Annotated in this window: 25 protein-coding genes; 10 read left to right on the forward strand and 15 right to left on the reverse strand. The window is 68.1% G+C overall.

Annotated features, from left to right (window positions below):
- Window positions 1-50: 50 nt before the first annotated feature.
- Genes ASE79_RS16655 through ASE79_RS16680 form a run of 6 tightly spaced genes read left to right on the forward strand, consistent with a single transcriptional unit; the run spans window position 51 to window position 5,751 of the window.
- A complete protein-coding gene (locus ASE79_RS16655) occupies window positions 51-284 on the forward strand; it encodes a DUF6489 family protein (RefSeq protein ID WP_056419235.1) in 234 nt (77 codons plus the stop codon).
- 7 nt (window positions 285-291) lie between these two features.
- Entirely contained in the window at window positions 292-1,569 is a 1,278-nt protein-coding gene (gene mnmE / locus ASE79_RS16660; protein WP_056419237.1) for a tRNA uridine-5-carboxymethylaminomethyl(34) synthesis GTPase MnmE, read from the forward strand.
- Window positions 1,570-1,623: 54 nt separating this feature from the next.
- Entirely contained in the window at window positions 1,624-3,459 is a 1,836-nt protein-coding gene (gene mnmG / locus ASE79_RS16665; RefSeq protein ID WP_056419240.1) for a tRNA uridine-5-carboxymethylaminomethyl(34) synthesis enzyme MnmG, read from the forward strand.
- The gene (gene rsmG / locus ASE79_RS16670) at window positions 3,456-4,076 is read left to right on the forward strand and encodes a 16S rRNA (guanine(527)-N(7))-methyltransferase RsmG (RefSeq protein ID WP_056419243.1); all 621 of its coding nucleotides are present in this window, start codon (window positions 3,456-3,458) and stop codon (window positions 4,074-4,076) included. The genes mnmG and rsmG overlap by 4 nt, the downstream gene beginning before the upstream one ends.
- The gene (locus tag ASE79_RS16675) at window positions 4,073-4,855 is read left to right on the forward strand and encodes a ParA family protein (protein WP_056419245.1); all 783 of its coding nucleotides are present in this window, start codon (window positions 4,073-4,075) and stop codon (window positions 4,853-4,855) included. The genes rsmG and ASE79_RS16675 overlap by 4 nt, the downstream gene beginning before the upstream one ends.
- Window positions 4,852-5,751 (forward strand): ParB/RepB/Spo0J family partition protein, encoded by a 900-nt coding sequence (locus tag ASE79_RS16680; RefSeq protein WP_056419246.1) that lies wholly within the window; start codon window positions 4,852-4,854, stop codon window positions 5,749-5,751. Before ASE79_RS16675 ends, ASE79_RS16680 begins: the two co-directional genes overlap by 4 nt.
- A gap of 288 nt (window positions 5,752-6,039) precedes the next feature.
- Here ASE79_RS16680 and holA read toward each other — a convergent pair whose 3' ends face one another.
- Genes holA through ASE79_RS16700 form a run of 4 tightly spaced genes read right to left on the reverse strand, consistent with a single transcriptional unit; the run spans window position 6,040 to window position 10,631 of the window.
- Entirely contained in the window at window positions 6,040-7,059 is a 1,020-nt protein-coding gene (gene holA / locus ASE79_RS16685; protein WP_056419249.1) for a DNA polymerase III subunit delta, read from the reverse strand.
- Complete coding sequence (gene lptE / locus ASE79_RS16690; RefSeq protein ID WP_056419252.1) at window positions 7,056-7,586, reverse strand: LPS assembly lipoprotein LptE; 531 nt, start codon at window positions 7,584-7,586, stop codon at window positions 7,056-7,058. The genes holA and lptE overlap by 4 nt, the downstream gene beginning before the upstream one ends.
- Window positions 7,583-10,189, reverse strand: coding sequence for a leucine--tRNA ligase (gene leuS, locus ASE79_RS16695; RefSeq protein ID WP_056419254.1), 2,607 nt, complete (start codon window positions 10,187-10,189; stop codon window positions 7,583-7,585). The genes lptE and leuS overlap by 4 nt, the downstream gene beginning before the upstream one ends.
- A 10-nt stretch (window positions 10,190-10,199) precedes the next feature.
- On the reverse strand, window positions 10,200-10,631 hold the full coding sequence (locus tag ASE79_RS16700; protein ID WP_056419732.1) for a DUF3576 domain-containing protein: 432 nt from the start codon (window positions 10,629-10,631) through the stop codon (window positions 10,200-10,202).
- A gap of 291 nt (window positions 10,632-10,922) precedes the next feature.
- Here ASE79_RS16700 and ASE79_RS16705 point away from each other — a divergent pair, with 291 nt between their 5' ends.
- A complete protein-coding gene (locus tag ASE79_RS16705) occupies window positions 10,923-11,630 on the forward strand; it encodes a hypothetical protein (protein WP_199861046.1) in 708 nt (235 codons plus the stop codon).
- A 182-nt stretch (window positions 11,631-11,812) separates the two neighbouring features.
- On the opposite strand, the gene ASE79_RS16710 is transcribed toward ASE79_RS16705, so the two are convergent.
- Window positions 11,813-12,355, reverse strand: coding sequence for a thiamine phosphate synthase (locus ASE79_RS16710; RefSeq protein WP_056419261.1), 543 nt, complete (start codon window positions 12,353-12,355; stop codon window positions 11,813-11,815).
- Here ASE79_RS16710 and ASE79_RS16715 point away from each other — a divergent pair.
- Together ASE79_RS16715 and ASE79_RS16720 are read left to right on the forward strand one after the other, a co-directional pair.
- Window positions 12,354-13,028: a YggS family pyridoxal phosphate-dependent enzyme gene (locus tag ASE79_RS16715; RefSeq protein ID WP_056419264.1), complete on the forward strand. Its 675-nt coding sequence runs from the start codon at window positions 12,354-12,356 to the stop codon at window positions 13,026-13,028. The genes ASE79_RS16710 and ASE79_RS16715 overlap by 2 nt on opposite strands.
- On the forward strand, window positions 13,025-13,687 hold the full coding sequence (locus ASE79_RS16720; RefSeq protein ID WP_056419267.1) for an HAD family hydrolase: 663 nt from the start codon (window positions 13,025-13,027) through the stop codon (window positions 13,685-13,687). Before ASE79_RS16715 ends, ASE79_RS16720 begins: the two co-directional genes overlap by 4 nt.
- A gap of 190 nt (window positions 13,688-13,877) precedes the next feature.
- Here ASE79_RS16720 and ASE79_RS16725 read toward each other — a convergent pair whose 3' ends face one another.
- The 6 genes from ASE79_RS16725 to ASE79_RS16750 form a co-directional block, all read right to left on the reverse strand.
- Window positions 13,878-14,354: a YdcF family protein gene (locus tag ASE79_RS16725; protein WP_056419269.1), complete on the reverse strand. Its 477-nt coding sequence runs from the start codon at window positions 14,352-14,354 to the stop codon at window positions 13,878-13,880.
- Between the two features lie 32 nt (window positions 14,355-14,386).
- The gene (gene ribA, locus ASE79_RS16730) at window positions 14,387-15,433 is read right to left on the reverse strand and encodes a GTP cyclohydrolase II (protein ID WP_056419272.1); all 1,047 of its coding nucleotides are present in this window, start codon (window positions 15,431-15,433) and stop codon (window positions 14,387-14,389) included.
- Window positions 15,430-16,212, reverse strand: a complete 783-nt coding sequence (locus ASE79_RS16735; RefSeq protein WP_056419275.1) for an exodeoxyribonuclease III — start codon at window positions 16,210-16,212, stop codon at window positions 15,430-15,432. Before ASE79_RS16735 ends, ribA begins: the two co-directional genes overlap by 4 nt.
- A 351-nt stretch (window positions 16,213-16,563) precedes the next feature.
- Window positions 16,564-17,193, reverse strand: a complete 630-nt coding sequence (locus tag ASE79_RS16740) for a LolA family protein (RefSeq protein WP_056419737.1) — start codon at window positions 17,191-17,193, stop codon at window positions 16,564-16,566.
- Between the two features lie 172 nt (window positions 17,194-17,365).
- Window positions 17,366-18,751: a carbohydrate porin gene (locus tag ASE79_RS16745; protein ID WP_056419278.1), complete on the reverse strand. Its 1,386-nt coding sequence runs from the start codon at window positions 18,749-18,751 to the stop codon at window positions 17,366-17,368.
- Between the two features lie 244 nt (window positions 18,752-18,995).
- A complete protein-coding gene (locus tag ASE79_RS16750) occupies window positions 18,996-21,308 on the reverse strand; it encodes a DNA translocase FtsK (RefSeq protein WP_055874972.1) in 2,313 nt (770 codons plus the stop codon).
- 166 nt (window positions 21,309-21,474) lie between these two features.
- Here ASE79_RS16750 and ASE79_RS16755 point away from each other — a divergent pair, with 166 nt between their 5' ends.
- Window positions 21,475-22,689, forward strand: coding sequence for a UbiH/UbiF/VisC/COQ6 family ubiquinone biosynthesis hydroxylase (locus ASE79_RS16755; protein ID WP_056419283.1), 1,215 nt, complete (start codon window positions 21,475-21,477; stop codon window positions 22,687-22,689).
- Here ASE79_RS16755 and ASE79_RS16760 read toward each other — a convergent pair.
- Genes ASE79_RS16760 through ASE79_RS16775 form a run of 4 tightly spaced genes read right to left on the reverse strand, consistent with a single transcriptional unit; the run spans window position 22,679 to window position 25,018 of the window.
- Window positions 22,679-23,293 (reverse strand): DUF2238 domain-containing protein, encoded by a 615-nt coding sequence (locus ASE79_RS16760; RefSeq protein ID WP_056419286.1) that lies wholly within the window; start codon window positions 23,291-23,293, stop codon window positions 22,679-22,681. The two genes, ASE79_RS16755 and ASE79_RS16760, sit on opposite strands and share 11 nt — an antisense overlap.
- Complete coding sequence (locus ASE79_RS16765) at window positions 23,293-23,475, reverse strand: Trm112 family protein (protein ID WP_082445394.1); 183 nt, start codon at window positions 23,473-23,475, stop codon at window positions 23,293-23,295. The genes ASE79_RS16760 and ASE79_RS16765 overlap by 1 nt, the downstream gene beginning before the upstream one ends.
- Window positions 23,472-24,125 (reverse strand): LON peptidase substrate-binding domain-containing protein, encoded by a 654-nt coding sequence (locus ASE79_RS16770; RefSeq protein WP_056419292.1) that lies wholly within the window; start codon window positions 24,123-24,125, stop codon window positions 23,472-23,474. Before ASE79_RS16770 ends, ASE79_RS16765 begins: the two co-directional genes overlap by 4 nt.
- Entirely contained in the window at window positions 24,122-25,018 is an 897-nt protein-coding gene (locus ASE79_RS16775) for a tetratricopeptide repeat protein (RefSeq protein WP_056419294.1), read from the reverse strand. The genes ASE79_RS16770 and ASE79_RS16775 overlap by 4 nt, the downstream gene beginning before the upstream one ends.
- Window positions 25,019-25,021: the final 3 nt, after the last annotated feature.

A 25,021-nucleotide genomic window follows, 5' to 3' on the forward strand; every position in this document is an offset into this window, starting at 1 on the left:
GCTATGCAGCGCCCCGATCGGCCGCTCAAGCGTCATCGGGGGTGCCGCACATGAAGATGAATATCGAGATCGAATGTACCCCGGAAGAGGCGCGCCGCGCGGTCGGGCTGCCCGATCTGACGCCGATCCATGACCGCTATGTCGCGATGATGATGGACGCGATTCCCGACGGCCAGATGAAGCCCGAGATGCTCGAATCGATGATGCGCGGCTGGCAGCCTATGGGCGAGGCAGGGATGGCGATGTGGAAACGCATGTTTGACACCGCGACGAAAAGCAGCTGAGTTTCCCGTGAAAACGATCTTCGCGGTATCGAGCGGACGCCCGCCCGCGGCGATCGCTGTCGTCCGGGTGAGCGGGCCACACGCGTTCGCGGCGGCGCAGGCGCTGGCGGGGCCGCTGCCCGCGCCGCGTCATGCGAGCCTGCGGGGCTTGCGCGATGCAGGCGGCGCGTTGCTCGACCGCGCGCTGGTCATCGTCTTCCCGGGCCCCAATACCGCGACCGGCGAGGATCTCGTCGAGTTCCACTGCCATGGTGGTCGTGCCGTGATCGCCGCGGTCGAGCAGGCGCTGTCCGCGGTCGCCGGGCTTCGTCCCGCCGAGCCCGGTGAGTTCACCCGCCGCGCGCTGACCAACGGGCGCATCGACCTCACCGAGGCCGAGGGCCTTGCCGACCTGCTCGAAGCCGAAACCGAGGGGCAGCGCGTCGCGGCGATGACCGCGGCGGAAGGGCGGGTGAGCCAGGCGGTGCGCGGGTGGATGGACTCGGTCGCGATGCTGTCCGCGCGCATCGAGGCGATACTCGACTTTGCCGACGAGGACGACGTCGCCAGCGACAGCGCGGCGTTCGACGCGATCGTCGCCGGGGTGAGTGCGCTCGCCACCGAGATCGAGGCGGTGGTCGCTGCGCCGCCGGTCGAGCGGTTGAAGGACGGCCTGCGCGTCGTGATCGGTGGCCCGCCCAATAGCGGCAAGTCGACCTTGCTCAATCTGCTTGGCGAGCGCGATGCGGCGATCGTCTCGCCGATCTCGGGGACGACGCGCGACCGGATCGAACTGCCGGTGACGCGCGACGGCGTCGCCTATGTCCTGACCGATACCGCGGGGCTGATCGATACGCGGGACCCGATCGAGGCGATCGGCGTGACGCGCGCGGAGGATGCGCTGGCCGCTGCGGACATCGTCCTCTGGCTGGCCGACACGCCACCGCCGCGCTCGGACGCGATCTGGATCCACGCGCGCGCCGACCTGCCGGGGCGGGGCGAGATCCCGGCGGACCGCGCGCTCGCCATCGCGCAGACCGACCGTGGGTCGCTCGACCGGCTATGGGCCGCCCTGCATGCCCGCGCCGCGGCGATGCTCCCGCGCAGCGACGCGATCGCGCTCAAGGCGCACCAGCGGCGGCAATGCGGCCTCGCGGTCGACGCGCTACGATATCCCGGTTTGGACGCCCTCATCGTCGCCGAGCACCTCCGGCAGGCGCGCGCGATCCTGGCGGGCGTGCTCGGCCTCGACGCGACGGGTGAGATGCTCGACGCGCTGTTCGGGCGTTTCTGCATCGGCAAGTGATGTTCCACGTGGAACATCTTTGACGTGCTCAATGCGCCGTTCTAGGGCGGTGGCATGTTCGATGTAGTGGTGGTTGGCGGTGGCCATGCCGGAACCGAAGCCGCAGCCGCGGCGGCGCGCAGGGGCGCGCGCACCGCGCTCGTGTCGTTCGACGCGCGGCATATTGGCGCCATGTCCTGCAATCCCGCGATCGGCGGCCTCGGCAAGGGCCACATGGTCCGAGAAGTCGACGCGTTCGACGGATTGATCGGACGCGCGGCCGACGCCGCGGCGATCCATTACCGGATGCTCAATCGCAGCAAGGGATCGGCGGTCCAGGGGCCGCGCATCCAGGCCGATCGTCGGCGATATTCGCAGGCGATCCAGACGATGTTGGCGGCGACCGCAGGGCTGTCGATCGTTGAAGGGGAGGCCATCGCGCTCCATTTCGAGGGCGATCACATGGCGGGTGTCGTGCTGGCGGACGGCGCGATCGTCAAGGCGCGTGCGGTCGTTCTGGCAACGGGCACGTTCCTCGGCGGTCGCATCTTCCGCGGCGACGACCGCGAGGAGGGCGGTCGCATCGGCGAGCGCGCGGCCAAGCCACTGGCCGATCAGCTGCGGGCTCGCGACCTGCCGATGGCGCGGCTGAAGACGGGGACACCGCCCCGGCTCGACGGGCGAACGATCGACTGGGGGGCGCTCGCCGAGCAACCTTCCGACCTCGATCCCTGGACGATGTCGCCGATGACGCGCGCGCGTCCGCTCCCGCAGATCGCCTGCGCGATCACGCGCACGACCGACCAAACCCACGCGATCATCCGCGAGGCGTTCCATCGCTCGCCGTTGTTCACTGGCGCGATCGAGGCAGCGGGCCCGCGCTACTGCCCGTCGATCGAGGACAAGGTCCACCGCTTCGGCGACCGCGACGGGCACCAGGTGTTCCTCGAACCCGAGGGGCTCGATGATGCAACGGTCTATCCGAATGGGCTGTCGACCTCGCTCCCGGTGGAGGTCCAAGCCGCAATGCTGGCGAGCATCCCCGGTCTCGAACGCGTGACGATGACGATGCCAGGCTATGCGGTCGAGTATGACCATATCGATCCGCGCGCACTCGACACACGGCTGGCGCTCGGCGCAATCGAGGGCGTGTTCTGCGCCGGCCAGGTCAACGGCACGACGGGGTATGAAGAGGCGGCAGGGCAGGGGCTCGTCGCCGGACTCAACGCGGCGGCCCATGCATGCGATCTGGCGCCGGTGATCCTCGATCGCGCCTCGAGCTATCTGGGCGTCATGATCGACGACCTCACGCTGCAGGGGGTGACCGAGCCCTATCGCATGCTCACAGCGCGCGCCGAATTTCGCCTGTCGCTGCGTGCGGACAATGCCGAGACCCGACTTGGCGGTATCGCCGAAGCGGCAGGGTGCCTCGGTTCGGAGCGTCTCGCGCACCAGCATGCGCTGGCCGAGCATCGCGCCCGCTTCCGATCCTCGCTCGACTGCGAACGTACCGCGACCCATGTCGCCGACCAGGGTGCGGCAATCGGTCGTGACGGCGCGCGGCGGAGCGCGTTCGACTGGCTCCGGTTCGACGGCGTGACGCTCGCGCATGTCGCGCCGGATGCGGCAGACAGCATTCCGACCGCGGTCGTTGACGAAGTCTTAGAGGACGCCCGCTACGCGCCGTATATCGAACGGCAGGCGCAGGAGGTCGCGCGGCTGCGTGCCGACGAGGCGATCCGCCTCCCCGAGGACTTGGCCTATGATCGCATACCCGGCCTGTCGAACGAGATGATCGATCGCCTGAGCGCCGCCCGTCCGACCTCGCTGGCCGCCGCCGCCCGCGTCCGCGGGATCACGCCCGCCGCATTGTCGGCGGTCCTATTGCATACGAAACGAGTCCCAGCATGACCGAAGACGACGCAAAGGCCTGGGTCACCGACCGGTTCGGCCCCGAGGCGACCGAGCGATTGGCGGCGTTCGTCGACATGGTCGTCGCTGAGACACCGCACCAGAATCTGATCGCGCCGTCGACGATCCCGACGATCTGGGATCGCCACGTCGTCGACTCGCTCCAGCTCGTTGCGCTCGCAGGCGCCAACACGGGCGCGAAACGCTGGCTCGATATCGGCACGGGCGGGGGCTTTCCCGGCATGGTCGTCGCACTCGTACGCGAAGGCCCGGTCGATCTCGTCGAGCCGCGTCGTCGCCGGGCGGACTTCCTGCAACTTTGCGTCGCCCGGCTTGAGCTCGGCGGGCAGGTTCGCGTCCACGCCTCGAAGGTCGAGAACGCCACCGCCGACGCCGCGATCATTTCGGCGCGCGCGGTCGCGTCGCTGCAAAACCTTTTGCGTGGCGCGGCGCACTGCGCCACAAAGGAGACGCGGTGGCTGCTTCCTCGGGGGCGTTTCGATGAGGAAGAGCTGGCCGCGCTCAAGCAGCATTGGCGGTTTATGTTCCACGTGGAACAAAGCGTCACGAACCCGGAGTCGTCGATCGTGGTTCTGGATACGGTGAGCGCGCGATGATCACCATCGCGGTCGCCAATCAAAAGGGTGGGGTGGGCAAGACCACCAGCGCCATCAATCTCGCGACCGCGCTGGCGGCGACGGGCATGCGCGTGCTGCTGGTCGATCTCGATCCGCAGGGCAACGCGTCGACCGGGCTCGGCATCGGTCATTCGCAGCGTGAGCGGTCGAGCTACGACGTGCTGATCGGCGAGACGTCGATCGACGATGCGGTCGTCCACACGCGCGTGCCGCGGCTCGATATCGTGCCCGCAACGGTCGACCTGTCGGGGGCCGAGATCGAACTCGTTGACTTCGACGCGCGCACGCACCGCCTCGATCGCGCGATGAAGGTCGCGCGCGGGGCATGGGATATCGCGCTGATCGATTGCCCGCCGTCGCTCGGCCTGCTGACCATCAACGCGATGGTCGCGGCGGATTCCCTGCTCGTGCCGCTTCAGTGCGAGTTCTTTGCGCTCGAGGGGTTGTCGCAGCTGCTCAGCACGGTCGAGCGGATCCGCCAGCGGTTCAATCCGGGCCTGTCGATCCTGGGCGTCGCGCTGACGATGTTCGATCGGCGCAACCGCCTGACCGACCAGGTCTCGGCCGACGTCCGTGCGGTATTGGGGAAAGTGGTGTTCGAGACGGTCATCCCACGCAACGTGCGGCTGTCCGAGGCGCCGAGCCACGGGCTTCCGGCGCTGATCTACGATCACCGCTGCTCGGGCTCGCAGGCCTATATCGCGCTGGCGCGTGAGCTGATCGGACGCCTTCCCGCGTCGGCCCAGGTGGCCGCATGAGCGAGGGTAACAAGCGCGGACGGCCGGGGCTGGGCAGGGGCCTCAACGCGCTGCTCGGCGAGATGGCGCGCGAGACGCCGGTGTCGGCCGATGGCGCGCCCGCGCCGCAGTCGTCGGGCGTCCGGATGCTGCCGGTCAGTTCGCTGTCGCCGCATCCCGATCAGCCGCGCCGGCATTTCGACGAGGCGATGCTCGACGAACTCGCGGCGTCGATCGCGTCACGCGGGCTGATCCAGCCGATCGTCGTCCGGCCGCATGGCCACGACTATCAGATCGTCGCAGGCGAGCGGCGCTGGCGCGCGGCACAGCGCGCGCGGCTGCACGAGGTGCCGGTGGTCGTCCGCGACTTCGACGACGCCGAGACGCTTGAGATCGCGCTCATCGAGAACATCCAGCGCGAGGATCTGAACGCGATTGAAGAGGCGCAGGCCTATCAGCGGCTTGCGGGCGAATATGGCCACACGCAGGAGGTGCTCGCCAAGATCGTTCACAAGTCGCGCAGCCACGTCGCGAACCTGCTGCGGCTGCTCGAACTGCCCGCGCAGGTCCAATCGCAGGTGGTCGATGGATCGCTGTCCATGGGCCATGCGCGCGCACTGCTGGGATCGCCCGATGTCGAGACGCTGGCGGATCAGGTTGTGGCGCGCGGGCTATCGGTGCGCGAGACGGAGAAGCTGGCGCGCGACGCAAAGCCCGGGCGGAACCGCAGCGGTGGGCCGTCCGAGCCGCGGATCCCGGATGCGGACATCGCGGCGCTGGAGCGGCAGTTGGCGGACCTTCTGGGGCTCCAGGTGCGCGTCGCGCATACCGAGACCGGGGGCACACTGACGCTGAGTTACTCGACGCTCGATCAGCTCGATATGGTCTGCCAGCGGCTGACGGGCGGCGCGATCTAGGTCACGCGCGAGCCCGGACCGATCCCCCTCCGTTCGTGCTGAGCGAAGTCGAAGCACCTGCGCACGGGACCTTCCTTCGACTTCGCTCAGGACGAACGGGGTGAGGGGAGCGAGCGGAGAATGGGGGCCACCCCCACACCCCCCGTCATCCCGGCGGACGCCGGGACCCACGGTTGCGGTCCGTTTCACAAGAGAACGCGGCCTGTCCAAAAGTCCCGGCGTGCGCCGGGATGACGGAGGTGGGGGTGGTTGTGGGGAGGACGGCCAAAGGAACGACGCGCCGGCGAGCTAGTTACGCCGTGCGATCGCCTGCGACAGCGCGACGACAGCCGCCTCGGCCACAACCCCGCCGGCATTCCCCGACGCCATGATCGCACGCTCGGCAGTCCGGACCCTCTGAATCGCCGTCGCGAGCATGACGGGCGTCCAGCGGCGCAGCGAGCGCGCAGTGCTCGCCTCCTCCTTGAAGAACACCCGGTGCCGCTTCATCACCGCATCGACCGAGTCCCCCCGGTCGATCTCGCCGCGCATGTCGGCCAGCGCGATCAGGCGGCGGACGAGCTGGCGGAGCCACGGGATCGGCGACGTCCCCGCCTCTTCGAGCACGGCCAGTTCGGCGCCGAGATCGTCGACTCGTCCCTCGATCACCGCATCGATCGCGCGGCTCATTTCCGCGTCGCCCAAGTCTGCACCGACCGCGTCGAGCGCATGATGATCGAGGTCCGCCGGCCGATCGGGCGCGGCGTCGAGGTACAGCGCCAACTTCTCGATCTCGCGAGAAATGACCGCGCGATCCCCGCCGGTCGTGTCGACCAGCCGTCGCGCGACGCCGGGGGCAGGACGCAGCCCGTTCTCGCCCGCGATCGTCGTCGCCAGCCGCTCGGCATCCTGCGCGGTGGGGGCGTAGCAGGCGAACGCCATCGCGCGCGGCGAATCGATCGCGAGCTTGACAATCTTCGCGGTCGACTTGACCGTTGGCGCGATCGCGACGACCGGATTGCCGACACGCTCCGCGGCCAACAGGTTGGTGAACGCCTCGAGGCTTTCCTCCCCCGCCGAGGCGACGCGGACGAACCGCGCGCCCGCGAACAGCGACAGCGACGCAGCCTCGTCGGTCAGCCGGCCGGGATCACTCTTGAGCGTCGATCCGTCGAGATCGACGCGTTCGGCATCCGCCCCCATCGCCTTGGCGAGCAGGCGTGCGAGGTCGCTGGCGCCGGCCTCGTCGGGGCCGTGCAGCAGGTAGAGGCGGATCTCCGCACCCGGTTTGGCCAGCGCACCGCGAATCTGGCCCGCGGACGCCTTCACTTCGCCGGTGCGGTGCCCTGCGCCGCGGCGACGGCAGGCGTATTGCGCGCGTACAGCGCGATGCGCGCGACGATCTGGTCCGCGACGATCGCCGACAGACGTTCGAGCGCGGTGTTCTCGGCCGCGATCGTCGCATATTCGGAGCGGACGACGTCGATGCCGGCATCCGATCCCGCGGTCGCATCGAGCAGCACCGAATTGTCGCCGATCCGCACGAGCTGATAGCGCGCGCGCAGCGTCCGGCGTTCGCGAGAGACGCTGTCGTCGGTCCGCACGCCGAGCCCGCTGATCTGGTCGTCGAGGCGGATATCGATCCGGTACAGCGCCGGCGCGCCGTTCGAGGGCAGCCGGTCGCGCAGCGCGGTCGCCATCAGCCAGCCATTCTTGCCCGCGATCGGCGCAATCTCGACCTGGCCGAGCGCGCCCGCGACCGGACCGCTGCTGCCGCCCGCATAGAGCGGATGCAGCCCGCAGCCGGACAAGAGCGGTGCCAGCGCCAGCGCGCCGAGGATCGCCAGCCGCTTCATGCGACGATGTTCACGAGACGGTCGGGCACGACGATCACTTTCCGGGGCGCTTTGCCCTCGAGCAGGCGGACGATCTTCTCCGAGGCTAGCGCGGCCGCCTCGACCGCGTCCTTCGGCGCGCCCTTGGGGAACACCAGCGTATCGCGCAGCTTGCCGTTGACCTGCACCGCGATCGTGACCTCGTCGTCGACCAGCATCGCCGGATCGACGATCGGCCAGGCGGCGTCGGCGATCAGGCCGTCGTTACCTGCGGTCGCCCAGGCTTCCTCGGCGACGTGCGGGACCATCGGGCTGACGAGCAGCAGCAGGGTGCGGACCGCCTCTTCGCGATCCGCGGAGGGGGGAGCCTTCTCGATCGCGCTGCACAGCGAATATAGCCGTGCGACGGCCTTGTTGAACTGCAAGGCATTGATATCGCTCTCGATACCGACCGTCGTCCGGTGGCAGAGCTTGCGCAACGCCACGTCTTCACCTTCGGCTTTGGCCGCGTCGTCGGACTCGATCAGACGCCAGAGACGCTGGACGAACCGCCACGCGCCTTCGATGCCTGATTCGCTCCAGGGCAGATCGCGCTCGGGCGGCGAGTCGGAGAGCACGAACCAGCGCACCGCGTCGGCGCCGTACTGGTCGACGATCGGCTCGGGATCGACCACGTTCTTCTTCGACTTCGACATCTTCTCGATGCGACCGACGGTGATCGCGTCACCCGTCGCGATCTCGATGCCGTCGCGCACATCGTCAGGGCCGAGCCAGCGCCCGTCCGCGGACTTGTACGTCTCGTGCGTGACCATGCCTTGCGTGAACAGCCCGGCAAACGGCTCGGCGATGTCGAGCATGCCGATATGCTTCAGCGCGCGCGTCCAGAAGCGCGCGTAGAGCAGGTGCAGGATCGCATGCTCGACGCCGCCGATATACTGGTTGACCGGCAGCCACTTCTCCGCGCCCGTCCGGTCGAACGGTTTCGCATCCGGCTGGCTGGCGAAGCGGATGAAATACCACGACGAATCGACGAACGTGTCGAGCGTATCGGTCTCGCGCCGTGCTGCGCCGCCACAGGACGGGCAGGGGACGTTCTTCCACGTAGGATGGCGATCGAGCGGATTGCCGGGGATGTCGAACGACACGTCCTCGGGCAGCACGATCGGCAGCTGGTCCTTGGGCACCGGCACCGCGCCGCACGCGTCGCAGTGGATGATCGGGATCGGCGTGCCCCAATACCGCTGGCGGCTGACGCCCCAGTCGCGCAGGCGGAACACGGTCGTGCCCTTGCCCCAGCCTTCGCCCTCGGCGCGCTCGATCACGGTGCGCTTGGCGTCCTCGATATCCATCCCGTCGAGGAAGTGCGAGTTCACCAGAGCGCCGGCACCCGTCCAGGCGGTGTCGCCGACGAACACGGGAGCCTCGTCATCGCCTTCGGAGACGACGCGCTTGACCGGCAGGTCGTATTTGCGCGCGAAATCCAGATCGCGCTGGTCGTGCGCGGGCACGCCGAACACTGCGCCCGTGCCGTAGTCCATCAGCACGAAGTTCGCGATGTAGACGGGGAGTTGCCACGTCGTGTCGAGCGGATGCGTCGCGCGGATGCCGGTGTCGAAGCCCAGCTTCTCCTGCGTATCGAGCTCCGCCGCGGTGGTGCCGCCGCGCTTGCAGAGTTCGATGAACGCAGCCGCATCTGGGTTCGTCTCAGCGATCGCGCGCGCGATCGGATGATCCGCGGCGACCGCGACGAAGCTCGATCCGAACATCGTGTCGGGACGAGTCGTGAACACGTCGACCGAATCGATTCCCCTCCCGCCTGCGGAAGGGGTCAGGGTAGGGGAGGCCTCCCCAATCGCCGTCGCCGCGGTCGTGTCAGGCCCTCCCCCGACCCCTCCCGCAAGCGGGAGGGGAGCAGTGAGCGCGAACTTGAACTGCAACCCCTGGCTGCGGCCGATCCAGTTCTCCTGCATCAGCTTGACCTTGTCGGGCCAATGCTCGAGCGCGCCGAGCCCGTCGACCAGCTCGTCGGCAAAGTCGGTGATCTTGAGGAACCACTGCGACAGCTTGCGCCGCTCGACCAGCGCGCCCGATCGCCAGCCGCGCCCGTCGATCACCTGCTCGTTGGCGAGCACGGTCATGTCGACCGGATCCCAGTTGACCGCCGATTCCTTGCGATAGACGAGCCCCGCCGCGAACAGGTCGAGGAACAGCGCCTGTTCATGCCCGTAATAATCGGGCTCGCACGTCGCCAGTTCGCGCGTCCAGTCGAGCGCGAAGCCGAGGCGCTTGAGCTGCGCCTTCATCGTCGCGATGTTGGCGCGCGTCCAGGTGCCCGGATGCACGCCCTTTTCCATCGCCGCATTCTCGGCGGGCATGCCGAACGCGTCCCAGCCCATCGGATGGAGCACTTCCATGCCCTTCATCCGACGGAACCGCGCGAGCACGTCGCCCATCGTGTAGTTCCGGACATGCCCCATATGGATGCGCCCCGACGGATAGGGGAACATCTCGAGCACGTACGAACGCGGCTTGGTCGAAGAATCGTCAGCGGCGAACGTCTTGCGCTCGTCCCAGACCTTCTGCCACGCCGCGTCCGCCTTCAACGCATTGAAACGCGACGCCATGAGTGTGTCCTCAGCCCGCGATCGAGGCGCGGCGCAGGTCGCGAGCCTTGGTCAGGATGATATCCTCGAGCTTCTGCGTGGTCGCGGCCTGGACCGGCGACGACACCCACTGGCCGTTGCGATTGACTTCGCGGAGGGCGGCGACGCGCAGCGCATCGGCGCGCAGATCCTGATCGAGGATCGACACGGTCACCTTCATGCGCTCGGTCGGGGTCTGCGGGTTGGTGTACCAGTCGGTGACGATCACGCCGCCGTTGGAATCGGTCTGGAGCAGCGGCATGAAGCCCAGCGTGTCGAGGCTCGCGCGCCACAGATAGCTGTTCACGCCGATCGTGGTGATCTTCGAAGCCGCCAGATCGGCCTTGGGACGGGCGGAACCGCCGCCGCATGCGACGAGAGGCAGGGCAAACAGCACGACTGCGATACGCGAGCGGCGGAACATGGGCATCATCCTGGCAAGAAAATCAGCCCTTGCTCTACAGGCGTGCCCGCGCGCCCGCAAGCAGACGCCACACAGGCAGACGAGCGTCGGCGCGGGGATCGCTTCGGCAGCGGAGCGGGCCCCGATCGGTAGCGCTATCGCAGCGATCTGTGTGCTGATTGCAACACTGTCGGACAATTCGGTGACGATGGGGGATAATGCGTAGGTCTGCGGCCTTTGCTACGGATCAATTCATGTTAGGTGCTGTTTAACAGGATCCGATTACGGGATTCGAAGGACAAATTCGTTGTGATGACGCGTGGGGGTATTGTCGGGGTGGTTGCCGGGGCGCTTGTCGCCACCGCGGCCATCGTCGCGCCCGCCTTCGGCGCCAGCGAACAGCCCGCTCGGATCGCCAAGCGCAACGTCGCTGCCGTCCGCGGCATCGGATCGTTCACCCCCGCCGCCGCCGATCCCCGCCTTGCCGCGATGTTCGCGCGCGGCGGCTTCGACGCCGGCCGGTTCCGCTTCACCCCCGCCGAAACGCGGCAGGACAATCGCGCGGTGACCGTCGCGGTCCGTGCGCAGACCAACCGCGGCGTCGCCAACACGGCCAGCCTCGCATCGACGACGCCGACCGTCGGCATCGCGCCGATCGCGTATAATCTGGGCATGTCGGTCGGCTGGAAGCGGTTCGCGATCTCGGGTGATGTGAACAAGCTCGATCTCGGCGGCCTGCCGGGCAGCCGCCAGGCGGCCGATCTGGCGATCAGCTACAGCGCCAAGCGGTTCAGCGGTACCGTCAAGGCTGCCGCCGATCGTCCGCTGCCGAACACGCCGCACTTGATCGAGGATATGCCGAGCTACTCGGTCGATCTCGGCGGCTCCTACGCGCTGACGCGGAACCTGGCGGTGACCGCCGGCGTCCGTTACCGCTCGGACCGCGAACGCTTCGTGAAGGTCGATGACGACCGCCGCGACAGCCAGGCCGTCTATCTGGGCACCGCCTTCCGCTTCTAAGCGTGGTAACGGTGGTTTGCTGAATGCAAAACGATACCGCTTCACTTCACCTTAGCCCGTCACCCCAGCGCAAGCTGGGGTATCCCTCGTGGCTGGTGACACTCGCCCAACCATGAGATCCCAGCTTGCGCTGGGATGACGGGAGGGGCTTGCCGGCTACCGGGCGACGATCTCGCGCGACCCTAGCGCATCCACGCATCGATCGCGGCCCAGCCATGGAACCCGAACCGCCGGATCCGTCGCCACCGCGCCGCGTCCATCCCGCCCAGCGCCACGACCTTCGTACCGAGCCCACGCGCGATCCGAACGGCCCGCGCCGGACCCAACCCAACCGCGCGCTCATGCGATCGCGTCGCGTAGACCGGCGACACGAACAGCGCATCGGCCCCCGCGCGCTCGCCTGCCAAGGCCTCGCCCCGGCAATGCGCCGGCCACGTCCTGATCCCGCGCGTGCGTGCGCCACCATGAACGCCGTCGGTGCGAACCGTGGAGGTCCCGGCCACTACCAGCACCAGTCGCCGCGCGTGCGCCAGCCGTCGAACCCGCCGCAACAGCACGCGTCGCGCCGCCGCCGGTGTCGCGTAATGGCGGAATACCACGCCCGATCCGGGCGGCAATCGCCGGAGTGCTGGCCACAAGGCGTCGCCCATCCGCTCGTCGGTCATCAACCAGCGCTCGGGGATGGGCTTTCGGACCGACACGTCGCTGCCTATAGCGCGGGCCATGACATCTGACGACACCACGCCGCTCGAGTCCATCCGCAACCGGATTGCCAAGGCCGCCGACATCGCCGATCGCCGCGTGAGCGACGTCACGCTGATCGCAGTCTCCAAGACGCACCCCGCCGCCGCGATCGTGCCGCTGCTCGAACAGGGCCAGCGCGTATTCGGCGAAAATCGCGTTCAGGAGGCGGCGGAGAAATGGCCCGCCCTGCGCGCGGCCTATCCCGACGTCGAGCTCCATTTGATCGGCCAGCTCCAGTCGAACAAGGCCGCCGAGGCGGTCGCGCTGTTCGACTGCATCCACGCGGTCGATCGCCCCTCGCTGGTCGAGGCGCTGGGCAAGGCGATGGCCGCGGGCGATCGGCGCCCCGACTGTTTCCTCCAGGTCAATATCGGCGACGAACCGCAAAAGGGCGGCTGCGCGATTGCCGATCTGCCCGCTTTGCTCGAAAAAGCGCGCGCCGCCGGGCTGCCGATCGCCGGGCTGATGTGCCTGCCGCCCGCCGATATCGAACCCGCACCCTATTTCGCGCTCCTCGCCAAGCTCGCGCGCGAGTCCGGGCTGACCGGGCTCAGCATGGGCATGTCCGACGATTTCGAGACCGCGGTGACGATCGGCGCGACGCATGTCCGCATCGGCAGTGCGCTGTTCGGTGCGCGGGGCGTCGCGGCATGACGTTCGACGCATTGCTGTTCGACTTTGACGGCGTCCTGATCGACAGCGAAGCGGTCGGCAACCGCCACATCGCCGAGTGGCTCACCGCCGCGGGCCATCCGACGACCGCCGACGAATCGATGGCGAACTTCATGGGACTCGCCGGGCCGCAGTTCATCGACGCGATCGAGCGCTGGATCGACCGGCCGCTCCCCGACGCGTTCTACGCCGCGCGGCGAGCCGAGGACGCGCGCGTCATGGCCGCGGGCGTCGACGCGATCGAGGGGGCGGTGGCGTTCGTCCGGTCGCTCCCCGCCGACCTGCCCAAGGCGATCGTCTCGTCGAGCCCGGTCAGCTGGATCGCGCGCCATCTCGAGCATATCGGCCTGCGCGACGCGTTCGGCGACCATCTCTACAGCGGCCGCGAGCATGTGACGAACGGCAAGCCCGCGCCCGATCTGTACCTGTTCGGCGCGCGCCAGCTCGGCGTCGACATCACGCGGGCTGCGATCCTCGAAGACTCCCCCGTCGGCGCGACCGGCGCGGTGGCATCGGGCGGCTATGTCATCGGCCTGTCCGCGGGCTCGCATTGCAACGCAGACCATGGCGCACGGCTGAAGGCGATCGGCGTCGACGCGCTGGCCGACAGCTTCGACGACGTCGCGCGACTGCTGGGATAAGCCGGACCCCGGTTCTTGACGTCGGGGACAATGCCACCCCCCCGGCGAAGGCCGGGGTCCAGTTGGGGAACGGCAAAAACGGCGGACGGACCTTCGTTACATCGGCCTTCCCAACTGGACCCCGGCCTTCACCGGGGAGGTGCCCGCTTGAGAAATGCGCAGACGGAAAGCGCCGCGTCCGCAGTAGCGGTTAGCCCCGCTTACGCCGCCAGATCGCGCCGATCCCCGCCACTAGGTCATACGGGATCGCCGCTGCCTCCCGAGTCCGCATCTTGAGCTGATACCGACGGCTCCCGCCATGCGGCACATGGATCGCGCTCGCGGGCATCCCCAGCATCGTGAACAGCATGCGGATCCGCGGCTGGTGATAGCCGTCGGTGCAGATCATACACTGCGCATAGTCGCCCGCCCGCGCGAACGCGGTCGCGGCGACCACGCTCTGCAACGTATCGACGCTTGCCTCGTCGAGATGGATCCGCGACCGGTCGACCGTCTCGGCCAGAACGTCCGCCATCACCGACGCCTCGGACGGCCCATGCGCGCCCTTCGCGCCCGAGCAGAACAGGTCCGCATCGACATAGCGCGCTGCCGCCGCCGCCGCGAATGCGATCCGCCGCGCGAGCGTCGGGCTCGGGCTGCCGTCGGGACGCACGGCCGCGCCGAACACGACGATCAGGCGCCTGGAAGGCGGGATGTCGGTCAGAACTGGTGCCCCGTGCGGTCGCGCTTCGTCGCGAGATACTGCGCGTTATGCGGATTGGACGGCAGGACATGCGGCACGCGCTCGATCACCGTCACGCCCGCCGCCGCCAGCCCGGCGACCTTGGCCGGGTTGTTCGTCAGCAACCGCACCTCGCGCTGCCCGAGCAACGTCAGCATCCGCGCCGCCACGCCGAAATCGCGCGCATCGACCGCAAAGCCCAGCCGTGTGTTCGCATCGACCGTATCATAGCCCTGATCCTGCAACGCATAGGCGCGCAGCTTGTTGACCAGCCCGATCCCGCGCCCCTCCTGCCGCAAATACAGCAGGATACCCCAGCCACTGTCGCGAATCGCATGGATCGCGGCATGCAGCTGCGGCCCGCAATCGCATTTGAGGCTGCCGAGCACGTCGCCCGTCAGGCACTCGCTATGCAGCCGGACCAGCGGCGGCTCACCATTGGGCTGGCCGATCAGCAACGCGATATGTTCGTCGCCGCTTTCGGGGCTGCGGAACGCGACGATCTCCGCATCCTCTGCGCCCTCGACCGGCAGCCGCGCGCGCGTCGCGAGAGTCAGGCGAGTCGCATCCTCGTGCGCGTCGATATCGGCATGGGCGATCGCCACCTCGGGCTCGCCGGTGCCGAGGAAGAAGGCGGGCAACAGCCCGGCGATCCGCGCGAGCCGCAGCGCCGCCGCGGCCGCCTGCGGATCGGCGACCGGGATCGTCCGGAACGGCCCCTTCATCGGCGTCGCCAAGTCGAATTGCGGATCGGCCAGCGCGGTCGCCGCGGCAAAGTCGATCCACGGCGCGCGATCGACCAGCACGGGCTCGGTCGGATCCGCCGCGGCCAGCTGGTTCGCCAGCTTCAACGTCGCGGCACGCCCCGACGAGATCAGCACCCCACCCGTCGCGTTCGGATCGAACGCTGCAAGTCGCGTCGGGTCCGCCGTCTCGACCGCGAGCAGGACCAGCCCGTCGATCGCGATCGGCCACCCGCGCCGCAATGCGTCCACCGCACGAGCCGCAGCGCGCGGATCGCTCAAAACGCGAACTCGGTGAGGATCGGGATGTGGTCGGAGGGCTTCAGCCAACTGCGGCACCGCTCATACACGTGGTGCTCGACCGCGGCGTCTGCGGCCACACCGGTCGCCCACATGTGATCGAGCCGCCGCCCGCGATCCGACGCCTCCCAGTCCTTCGCGCGGTAGCTCCACCAAGTGTAGAGCCGCGCGGGCGCCGGGTGAAAGCGACGACCGAGATCGACCCAGTCGCCCGCCGCCTGCAACCGCGCGAGCGCCTCGACCTCGATCGGCGTATGGCTGACGACGTCGAGCAGCTGCTTGTGGCTCCACACGTCCGATTCGAGCGGCGCGATGTTGAAATCGCCGACCAGGATCGATGGCCCCGCGAGCGTCTCCGACCAGGTCGTCATCCGCTCGAGGAAATCGAGCTTCTGGCCGAATTTGGGGTTCGCCTCACGGTCGGGCACGTCGCCGCCGGCGGGGATGTAGACATTCTCCAGCCGGACGCCGTTGGGCAGCCGGACGCCGACATGACGCGCCTCGCTGTTTGCCTGCCAGTCGAACCGGTCGTCCTCGACGATCGGCACGCGGCTGAGAATCGCGACGCCGTGGTGCATCCGCTGGCCGTGCAGGACGATGTGCTCGTAACCCAGCGCGCGGAACGCCTCGAACGGGAAGTCGCCGTCGATGACCTTGGTTTCCTGCAGGCACAGGATGTCGGGTTGCTCGTCGCGCAGAAACTGTTCGACGATGGCGATCCGGAACCGGACCGAGTTGATGTTCCAGGAGGCGATTTTCACAGCCGCGATGTAGCGTCGCGTGGGGGGCGGGACAAGCAAGCGTCTCGAGCTTCGAAGACGGTAGAAGGCGCCATCGGCAAAGCCGCTGTCGTCGACCGGGCCCTAGAGAAAGAGGGGGCCCGTCGGCCGTGTTCGGGCGAGTCGCGCAAAATGCTTTTTCGCGCCGCCCTTCACATGAAATGACCCCCGCTCCGGGGGCATGGAGCGAGGGCCGACTCAGCGTTCGTCACGCAGGCAGACTGTGGAGAAACCATCCGGGCAACAGGGGGAAAAATCCCGAATGCCCCACATCCGCGGCCCACTCTCTAGGGACCGAAACCTGTCGCTGGCATGAATGACGCGAAAGTTTTGTTACTTTCTTCCACCCGTGCGGCGCGGATCGTTCCAGCGGAAGGTGTTGTCGCTGACCGCGTCGCCAAATTTCTGGTTGGTCAGGCGGATCGTCGTCCGGTTGTTCTGGCTGTCGAGCGCGACCCAGCCCTGCAGCATCAGCCCGCCCGGCGCGCCCGCGTTGCGCACGAACACCAACGTGATCCGGCCATATTCGGGGTGCTTGGGGTCGTTCGCCTCGACCGATACGATCCGCTGGTCATAGCCGGGCACCAGCTTGGCATAGCGCGTGATATCGCGAGTCGGATCGAGCAGCACGCCCAGCGGCGAGTTCTTGATCGGCCAGCGCTGCACCTGCTTCACCGAATAATCGATGAAGGTCAGCGCGCCGCCCTCCGCGACGATCAGGATCGGCACGCCCTTCTCGTACTGGAAGCGCAGCTTGCCTGGCTTCTTCAGCGTCAGCACGCCGGTCAGCACCTTGCCGTTGCGATCCGCCTGCGAGAAACTGGCGGTCATCGTCTCGACCGACTGGAGATGCTTCTGGACGGCAGCGAGATCGCCGCTCGCCTGCGCGACGGCAGGGGCGGGGACGGCGGCGACCGAGAGGGCGGCGATCGTCGCGATCACCGCGGGGCGGGTATTGAACATCGAAATCTCCTTGAAGCGCGGACAATTGCCGGCCCGCGCTTGAACCGCCACTGAATTCGGTACTTCGTCATCCTGACGAAAGTCAGGACCCAGGATCAAGCAGCGCGGCGGATATTACTCTGGATCCTGACTTTCGTCAGGATGACGGGGAGGGCGCGAGGACCGTCGCCCCCTACAGCGTGATCGCCCCCTTCAACCCGAGCACGGCGACGTCATTTGCATCATGCACGCCGCCCGGATTGTGGATGAACTGCACGTTCGGCCGTAATTCCAGCCACTTGGTCGGATGGACGCTGTAATAGATCTCCGACGCATATTCCGCATCCTGCACCGCCGGCCGCGTCGGATCGAGTGCCTGTCCCTTCGCGACGCGCCCGTTCACATTGGTCCGCGCGACACCGATGCCCAGGATGTCGCCCGGTCGCCAAGGGACCAGCCCCTTGTAGAACAGCCCCGCGGCGACCTGGTTGTCCGTCGTCGAGGTCGCGCGATCGGCCTGCGTCGCGTTGAGGAACACGCTGAGCCCGGTCACCGACTTGCCGTCCTTCGACGTGCCGGTGATCTGCTGCTGGACGTTGAAATACACGCCGTAGCGCGCGTCGTGGCGGAGCGGCGCCATGCCGGTGATCGCGATCGGCTGGCGGTTCACGTCGTAGTACACGTCGTTGCCGTTCGACGTGTTGACCCAGCCGCCGACCTTGTACGCGCCGACCCGGCCATCATCGTCGCCGCGCCGCCATTCGGCCTCGACCGGGATCAGCGCGCCGGTCGCGCCGTGGAACCGGCCGATCACGAAGTCCTTCTCCAGGTTGCGCGGGTTCACCTCATACGCCGCGGTCTTCAGCGTGAGGTGGTCGTTGACGTCGTAGCGCAGCCGCGCGCCCCATTGGCCGACCGGCCAGTTCTGCCAGTAATCGCCGACCAGATTGCCCGGCTGCGCACCGCAGAAGCTCAGATTCTGGAAATAGCAGGAGAATACCGCGAAATCCTCGCCGGGATTGGTCCGCCCGATCTTGAGCTCGAGTTTCTCGCCCAGCATCTGCTCGTACCAGAATTGCGTCAGGCGCAGCGTCTGGCCGCGGCCATAGACCTCCTGCACCTGTTGCAGCACGCCCAGATTGGCGTCGGCACCAAGATCGCGACCGCGACGGTAGGTGAGCGTCGCCTGGAACGCGCCGCCCTTCAATCCGACGACCTTGTCGAGATCGAGCAACATGCCGACGTCGAACTGCCCGGTTTCGCGGAGCAGTTTCCGGTCGCCGCCCGAAAAATTATAGCCGCTTTCCGAGGCATAGCGTGCGCTCAGCCCGATACCGCGGTCCGCCAGCTTCTTGCGGATATCGAACCAGTCGGCGAACAGCCCGGGCGGCGGGGTGCGGCGCGTATCCGCGGTCAGCGCGGAGGGAGACAGATCGCTGTCGCGGCGGACGCCTGAACGGGGGCGGTGCTGCGTGTCGGTGGCGGTGCTGCCGGGGGTCTGTTTCGCGGTGTCCTGCGCCCAACCCTGCCCGGATATCGCGAGCGCCAACGCCGCCACGCCCAACCGCCGATACCCCATCAATCCCACCTGTCGTCCGTAACTTGTGTTTCCCCCGTAGACCGCACCTCGTTCGTCCGAAACCCTCCGTCATGTCGCATGCGGCGAAACGGTCGCAGGTCCCGCCAATCCTCCTCCGCCAGGGGGAGGTGGCGCCGAAGGCGACGGAGGGGGAGGACACGGAACGGCGGCCATTCCTGTCCGCCCCCTCCGTCAGGCTGACGCCTGCCACCTCCCCCTGGCGGGGGAGGATTGCACCGCGTCCCTAGATCGCATGCCCCTCGGTATCGCGCAGCACTTCGCGCCGCCCGACATGATCGGGCCGCCCGACGATGCCGTCCTTCTCCATCCGCTCGATCAACCGCGCGGCCGAGTTATACCCGATCCGCAACTGCCGCTGCAGCCACGAGGTCGACGCCTTTTGCGACTCGCATACCAGCTGGATCGCCTGGCGATATTGCTGGTCCTCCGCCGAATCCTCACCGGTCGGCGATCCCTCCAGCGCGAAGCTCTCCTCGGGCTCCTCGGTCACCGACGAGATGTAGTCGGGCAGCCCCTGCGATCGCCAGTGATCCGCCACCAGCCGAACCTCGTCATCGGTCACGAACGGCCCATGGACGCGGACGATGCCCTTGCCGCCGGGCATGTAGAGCATGTCGCCCTTGCCGAGCAGCTGTTCGGCACCCTGTTCGCCCAGGATGGTACGCGAATCGATCTTCGACGTGACATGGAAGCTGATCCGCGTCGGCAGATTGGCCTTGATGACGCCTGTGATGACGTCGACCGACGGCCGCTGCGTCGCCATGATCAGGTGGATGCCCGCCGCGCGCGCCTTCTGCGCGAGCCGCTGGATGAGGAATTCGACCTCCTTGCCCGCGGTCATCATCAGATCGGCGAGCTCGTCGACGATCACCACGATCTGCGGCAGCACGTCGTATTCGAGCTTCTCCTCCTCGTACATCGGCGCGCCGGTGTCAGGGTGATAGCCGGTCTGCACCTTCCGCCCGAGCGGCTGCCCCTTGGCCTTCGCCCCGCGCACCTTGTCGTTGAAGCCGGCAAGGCTGCGCACGCCCACGGAGGACATCTGGCGATAGCGATCCTCCATCGTCTCGACCGCCCATTTCAGCGCGCGCACCGCCTTTGCAGGGTCCGTGACGACCGGCGACAACAGATGCGGGATGTCGTCGTACATGCTCAGCTCGAGCATCTTCGGATCGATCATGATCATCCGGCACTGGTTCGGCGTCAGCTTGTACAGCAGCGACAGGATCATGCTGTTGAGGCCGACCGACTTACCCGACCCCGTCGTACCCGCGACCAGCAGATGCGGCATCGGTGCCAGATCGGCGATCACCGAATCGCCCGCGATGTTCTTGCCCAGGATGATCGGCAGCTGTGCCGACTGGTCCTCGAACGTCTGGCTGCCCACGAGTTCGTGCAGGGACACCGCCTCGCGCCGCGCGTTGGGCAGCTCGATCCCGATCACGTTGCGCCCCGGGATCACCGCGACGCGCGCGGAAATCGCGGACATGTTGCGCGCGATATCGTCGGCCAGCGCGATCACGCGGCTCGCCTTGATGCCGGGCGCGGGCTCCAGCTCGTACATCGTCACGACCGGGCCCGGCCGCACCTCGATGATCGATCCCTTCACGTGGAAATCGTCGAGCACGTTCTCCAGCAGCCTTGCGTTGCGCTCGAGCCCCGCCTTGTCGACGACATTGCCCTGGCTCGGCGGCGACGGGGTCAGCAGGTCGAGGCTCGGCAGCGTGAAATTGTCGCGCAGGTCGAGCGACGACTGGCGCTCCTTGGGTTTCGCCTGCGACGGCGCAGTCTGGCGATCGGCGATGACCGGGGCAGGGCGCGGATCGGGCTCGGCGAGCGCGCGCGGCTCGACCGGCTTGCGCGTCAGCGTCAGCGGCTCGTCGTCGTCCTCGTCGATCTCCGCAAAGCCGTCATAGCCGAGCGCCTCGGTGCGATTGCGGCGGGGAAAGCGCCATTTGCGCTCGCCGAGATCGATCTCGATGCTCTTGCCCCAGACGATCGCGCCGGCGATCGCCGCGACCAGCCCGATCGCGCGCGCGGACCAGAGCTCGGCGACAGGCTCGCCGACAAAGCTCAGCGCCCAGTGAACCGCGCTCGCGACCGACAGCCCGATCACGCCACCCCATCCGGCGGGCAGCGCGAGCACCGACGAGCCCGAGACGAACGCCAGCGCGCTCGCCATCAGCGCGACGCCGATCGCCGCGCCGCGCAGCATCCGCACCCAGTGGCCCAGCGGCAGATCGCGCCACAGCCGCAGCCCGAGGATCGGCCCGATCGGCAGCAGCAGCGCCACCGCGGGGCCGAACAGGGTGAGCGCGATATCGGCGAACCACGCGCCCGGCGGCCCGACCAGATTGGCCGGCGAGCCGCCCGAGGCGGTGTTGAGCGCAGGGTCGCTCGGGTGATAGCTCGCCAGCGCCAGCGCCATCAGCAGCGTGCCGACGAACAACGCGATCGCCGCGATCAGCGCACCGCTGCGGACGGCACCCGCTTTCACCGTCTCACGCCACAAGGCTGGCTGCGCGCGGCTGGCCATGACCCGTATTCTCCAGAATCACTATAATAGGGTTAGTGCATCGCGCTGGGCTGGTCGGACGTCAAGCCGACCCCGCCGGCAATGCGCGGTCGCGCGCGGACAACACGGGTTAAACCGCGCCCGGATCGGCGTTGGCAGCGACCGGCTGGCGGGATAGAGCGGCGTCATGGACACAGATGTAATCATCCTCGGTGGCGGGCTGGTCGGCGCGACGCTCGCCGTGGCGCTCGACGTGCACGGCATCTCGACGATCGTGATCGACCCCGCCGACCCCGCGGTGACGCTGGCGCCGGGCTTCGACGGCCGCGCGTCGGCGGTGGCGAGCGCGAGCCACCGGATGCTCGACGCGATCGGCGTCGGCGCGACGCTGGCGGGGCAGGGCTGTGCGATCCGCCAGATCCGCGTCAGCGACGGGCTGGAGCCGGGCGCGCTCGATTTCGTCCCCGCCGCCGACGATGGCGCGCTCGGCACGATGTACGAGAACAAGCTGATCCGCCGCACGCTGTTCGACGCCGCCACCGCAGCCGCCAATGTCGATCTGCGCATGACGACGCGCGCGACGTCGGTCGACCGCGCCGACTCGGGCGTGACGGTCACGCTCGACTCGGGCGCCGTGATCCGTGCCCCGCTGCTGATCGCCGCGGAGGGCCGCAACTCGCCGACTCGCGAGGCCGCGGGGATCACCATCGCGCGCTGGTCGTACGATCACACCGCGATCATCGCCGCGTTCCACCACGAACGCCCGCACGACGACGTCGCCTACGAGATCTTCTACTCGAGCGGCCCGTTCGCGCTGCTCCCGCTTCCCGATGACGCCGACGGCCACCGCTCGGCGATCGTCTGGACGGTCGACGCGAAGAACGCCCCCGGCATGTTGAAGCTCGGCGACCGCGCATTCCTAGCCGAAGCCGAGAAGTCGATGGGCGGATTCCTCGGGGCGCTGTCGATGGCGACGCCGCGCTCGTCCTACCCGCTCGGCTTCCACCACGCCGCGCGGATCACCGACACGCGGCTCGCGCTGGTCGGCGACGCAGGCCACGGCATCCACCCAATTGCGGGGCAGGGCCTCAACCTCGGTTTCCGCGACGTCGCGACGCTCACCGAAGTGCTGGTCGAGGGCAAGCGCCTCGGCCTCGATCTCGGCGATGCGGCGCTGCTGGCGCGCTACCAGCGTTGGCGTGGGCTCGACACGTTCATGACCGCGGCGGCGACCGACACGCTGACCCGCCTGTTCGGCCTGCCGGGCAAGACCGCCAGCGCGGTCCGGCGTTTCGGGATCAGCGCGGTCAACGCGATCCCGCCGCTCAAAAATCGCTTCATGGCCGAGGCTCGCGGCGAGAGCGGCGACCTGCCCAAGCTGTTGCAGGGCCTCACGATCTGAGGCGGGCGATCTGCCGATCATGAGGCCGTGACAGCAGGATCAGCGCCAGCGCGGCGCCGATCAGGCACATCAGCATGTCCCATTGCGTATCCCAGGGGTCGCCCTGCGTCCCCAGGAACGCGTCCGCGCCCTGGCCGAGCGCGACCGCGGCCCCGAACTCGATCAGCTCGTACAGCGCGCTGACCGACAGGCAGTAAGCGAGCACGGTGATCGCCAGCACCCGGCCCGTAGCGATCACGCCGGTCCGCACCAGCACCTCTCGCAGGACGATCGCGGGTACGAATCCCTGCATCAGATGCCCGAACCGATCATAGGGATTGCGCGCGAGATGCAGCCAGTCCTGCACCGCAAACCCGATCGGCACGCGCGCATAGCTATAGGCGCCGCCCAGCATCAGCACGAGGCCGTGTGCCGCGATCAACAGCAGTGCGAGGTCGGTGAAGACGAAGCGGCGGCGCAGACCGACCAGCACCGGGAACGCGATCAGCACGGGGGCGATCTCCATCCACCACGTCGCGCGATCGAACGGTGCCCAGCCCGATGCGACGAGGCCGATCCCCCAGACCGCGCCGAGAACCAGCAGGCGACGGTCGGCAAAGTGCATCAGGCGGGGGCGTCGATCCGTCGGGCTTCCTCGACCAGCATCACCGGAACGCCGTCGCGGACCGGATAGGCGAGGCCCGCCGCTTCGGACACCAGTTCCTGTGCAGGCTCGTCATAGCGCAGCGGCGTGCGCGTCATCGGGCAGACCAGGCGCTCGAGCAGCCAGGGGTCGAGCGCGCTCACTGCAACGTCACCGATTCGTCGCCGTCGTGCCGCCCGAAAAACTGCATCAGCTGGATGATCAGCTCGGCGCGGTGTTCGATGTCCGGCGCCTCGAGCAGCGCCTGCTTGGCCGCCGAATCGAACGGGGCGATCTGCGCGATGCCGTTGACCAGGCTCTCGTCGTCGAGCCGCCCGACTGCATCCCAGTCGACCGCATAGCCCTGCATGTCCGCGAACCGACGCGATTCCATCTCGAGCGACGACCGCCGCCCGAGCGACAAGGCGTCATCCTCAACCAAAGGCAGCAGCTCGGCCTCGACCTGCCGGAACGCGGTCGTCACGTCGAGCTCGCGGACGATCCGGAACAGCGCGATGCCTTCGAGCACGACATTGTACCGCCCGTCGTCGAGCGCCTCGACCTCGGCGATCTTGCCGACGCAGCCAATGTCGTACAGCGCGTCGGCATCGTCATGCGGGCCGCCCCGCGGCTGGATCATCCCGATCCGCCGGTCGCGCGCCATCGCATCGCTGATCATCGCCCGATAACGCGGCTCGAACATGTGCAGCGGCAGGTGCATGCCCGGGAACAGCAGCGCCCCCGGCAGCGGGAAGATCGACAGTCGCGCCGTCGTGCGTGGAGGGGTGGCGCGGGGGGGCGACTCGGTGGTCATCCGAACAGGATCGCAGACAGACGCCGTCGCTGTCCAGAGACCCAGGGGTCTTCGAGCCCGACGACCTCGAACAGCTTGAGCAACTGCGCGCGCGCCGCGCCCTCGTTCCAGTCGCGCTCGGTCGCGATGATGCCGAGGAACGTGTCCGCCGCCGCATCGCGGTCGTTCGCCGCCATCTGGCCGTTGGCGAGCGCGAACCGGGCGTCGAGGTCGTCGGGGTTCGCCTCGACCGCAGCGAGCAGCGGCGACAGGTCCGCAACCGGCGGGGCGGACTGCGCGAGCGCGAGCGCCGCCTGCGCGCGGTGGATCGTCGGATCCTTGGCGATCGCCGGATCGAGATTCGCCAGCCAGTCGCTCGCCTCGTCGAGCTGCCCGGTCGCGACCAGCGCGCGGACGAAGCCGGCATGGACCTGCGGATGCTCGGGCGCGATCTCGGCGATCTCGCGGAACAGCCCCAGCGCGCGCTCGCCATCACCCGCGGCAAGCGCCTCTTCGCCGATCGCGATCAGCGGCTCGACATCGGCGGCCGGATCCGCCGGCCCGGCCTCGATCGGCAGCTGCTTGAGCAACTGGTCGAGCATCACACGCAACTGCGACTCGGTGCGCGCGCTGGTCATGTCGGCGACCAGCTGGCCCTGGAACATCGCATAGACGGTCGGGATCGACTTGATCTGGAATTGCGCGGCGATGAACTGGTTCTTGTCGGTATCGACCTTGGCCAGCACGACGCCCTTGTCGGCATAATCCGCGGCGACCTTCTCCAGCGTCGGGGTCAGTGCCTTGCACGGCCCGCACCATTCCGCCCAGAAATCGATGATCACGAGCTTCGTCATCGACGGTTCGACGACATCGCGACGGAACGCTTCGACGGCGTCCTTCTCCGCGGGGGACATTCC

This window comes from Sphingomonas sp. Leaf28, from assembly GCF_001421685.1.
GTDB lineage: Bacteria > Pseudomonadota > Alphaproteobacteria > Sphingomonadales > Sphingomonadaceae > Sphingomonas > Sphingomonas aurantiaca.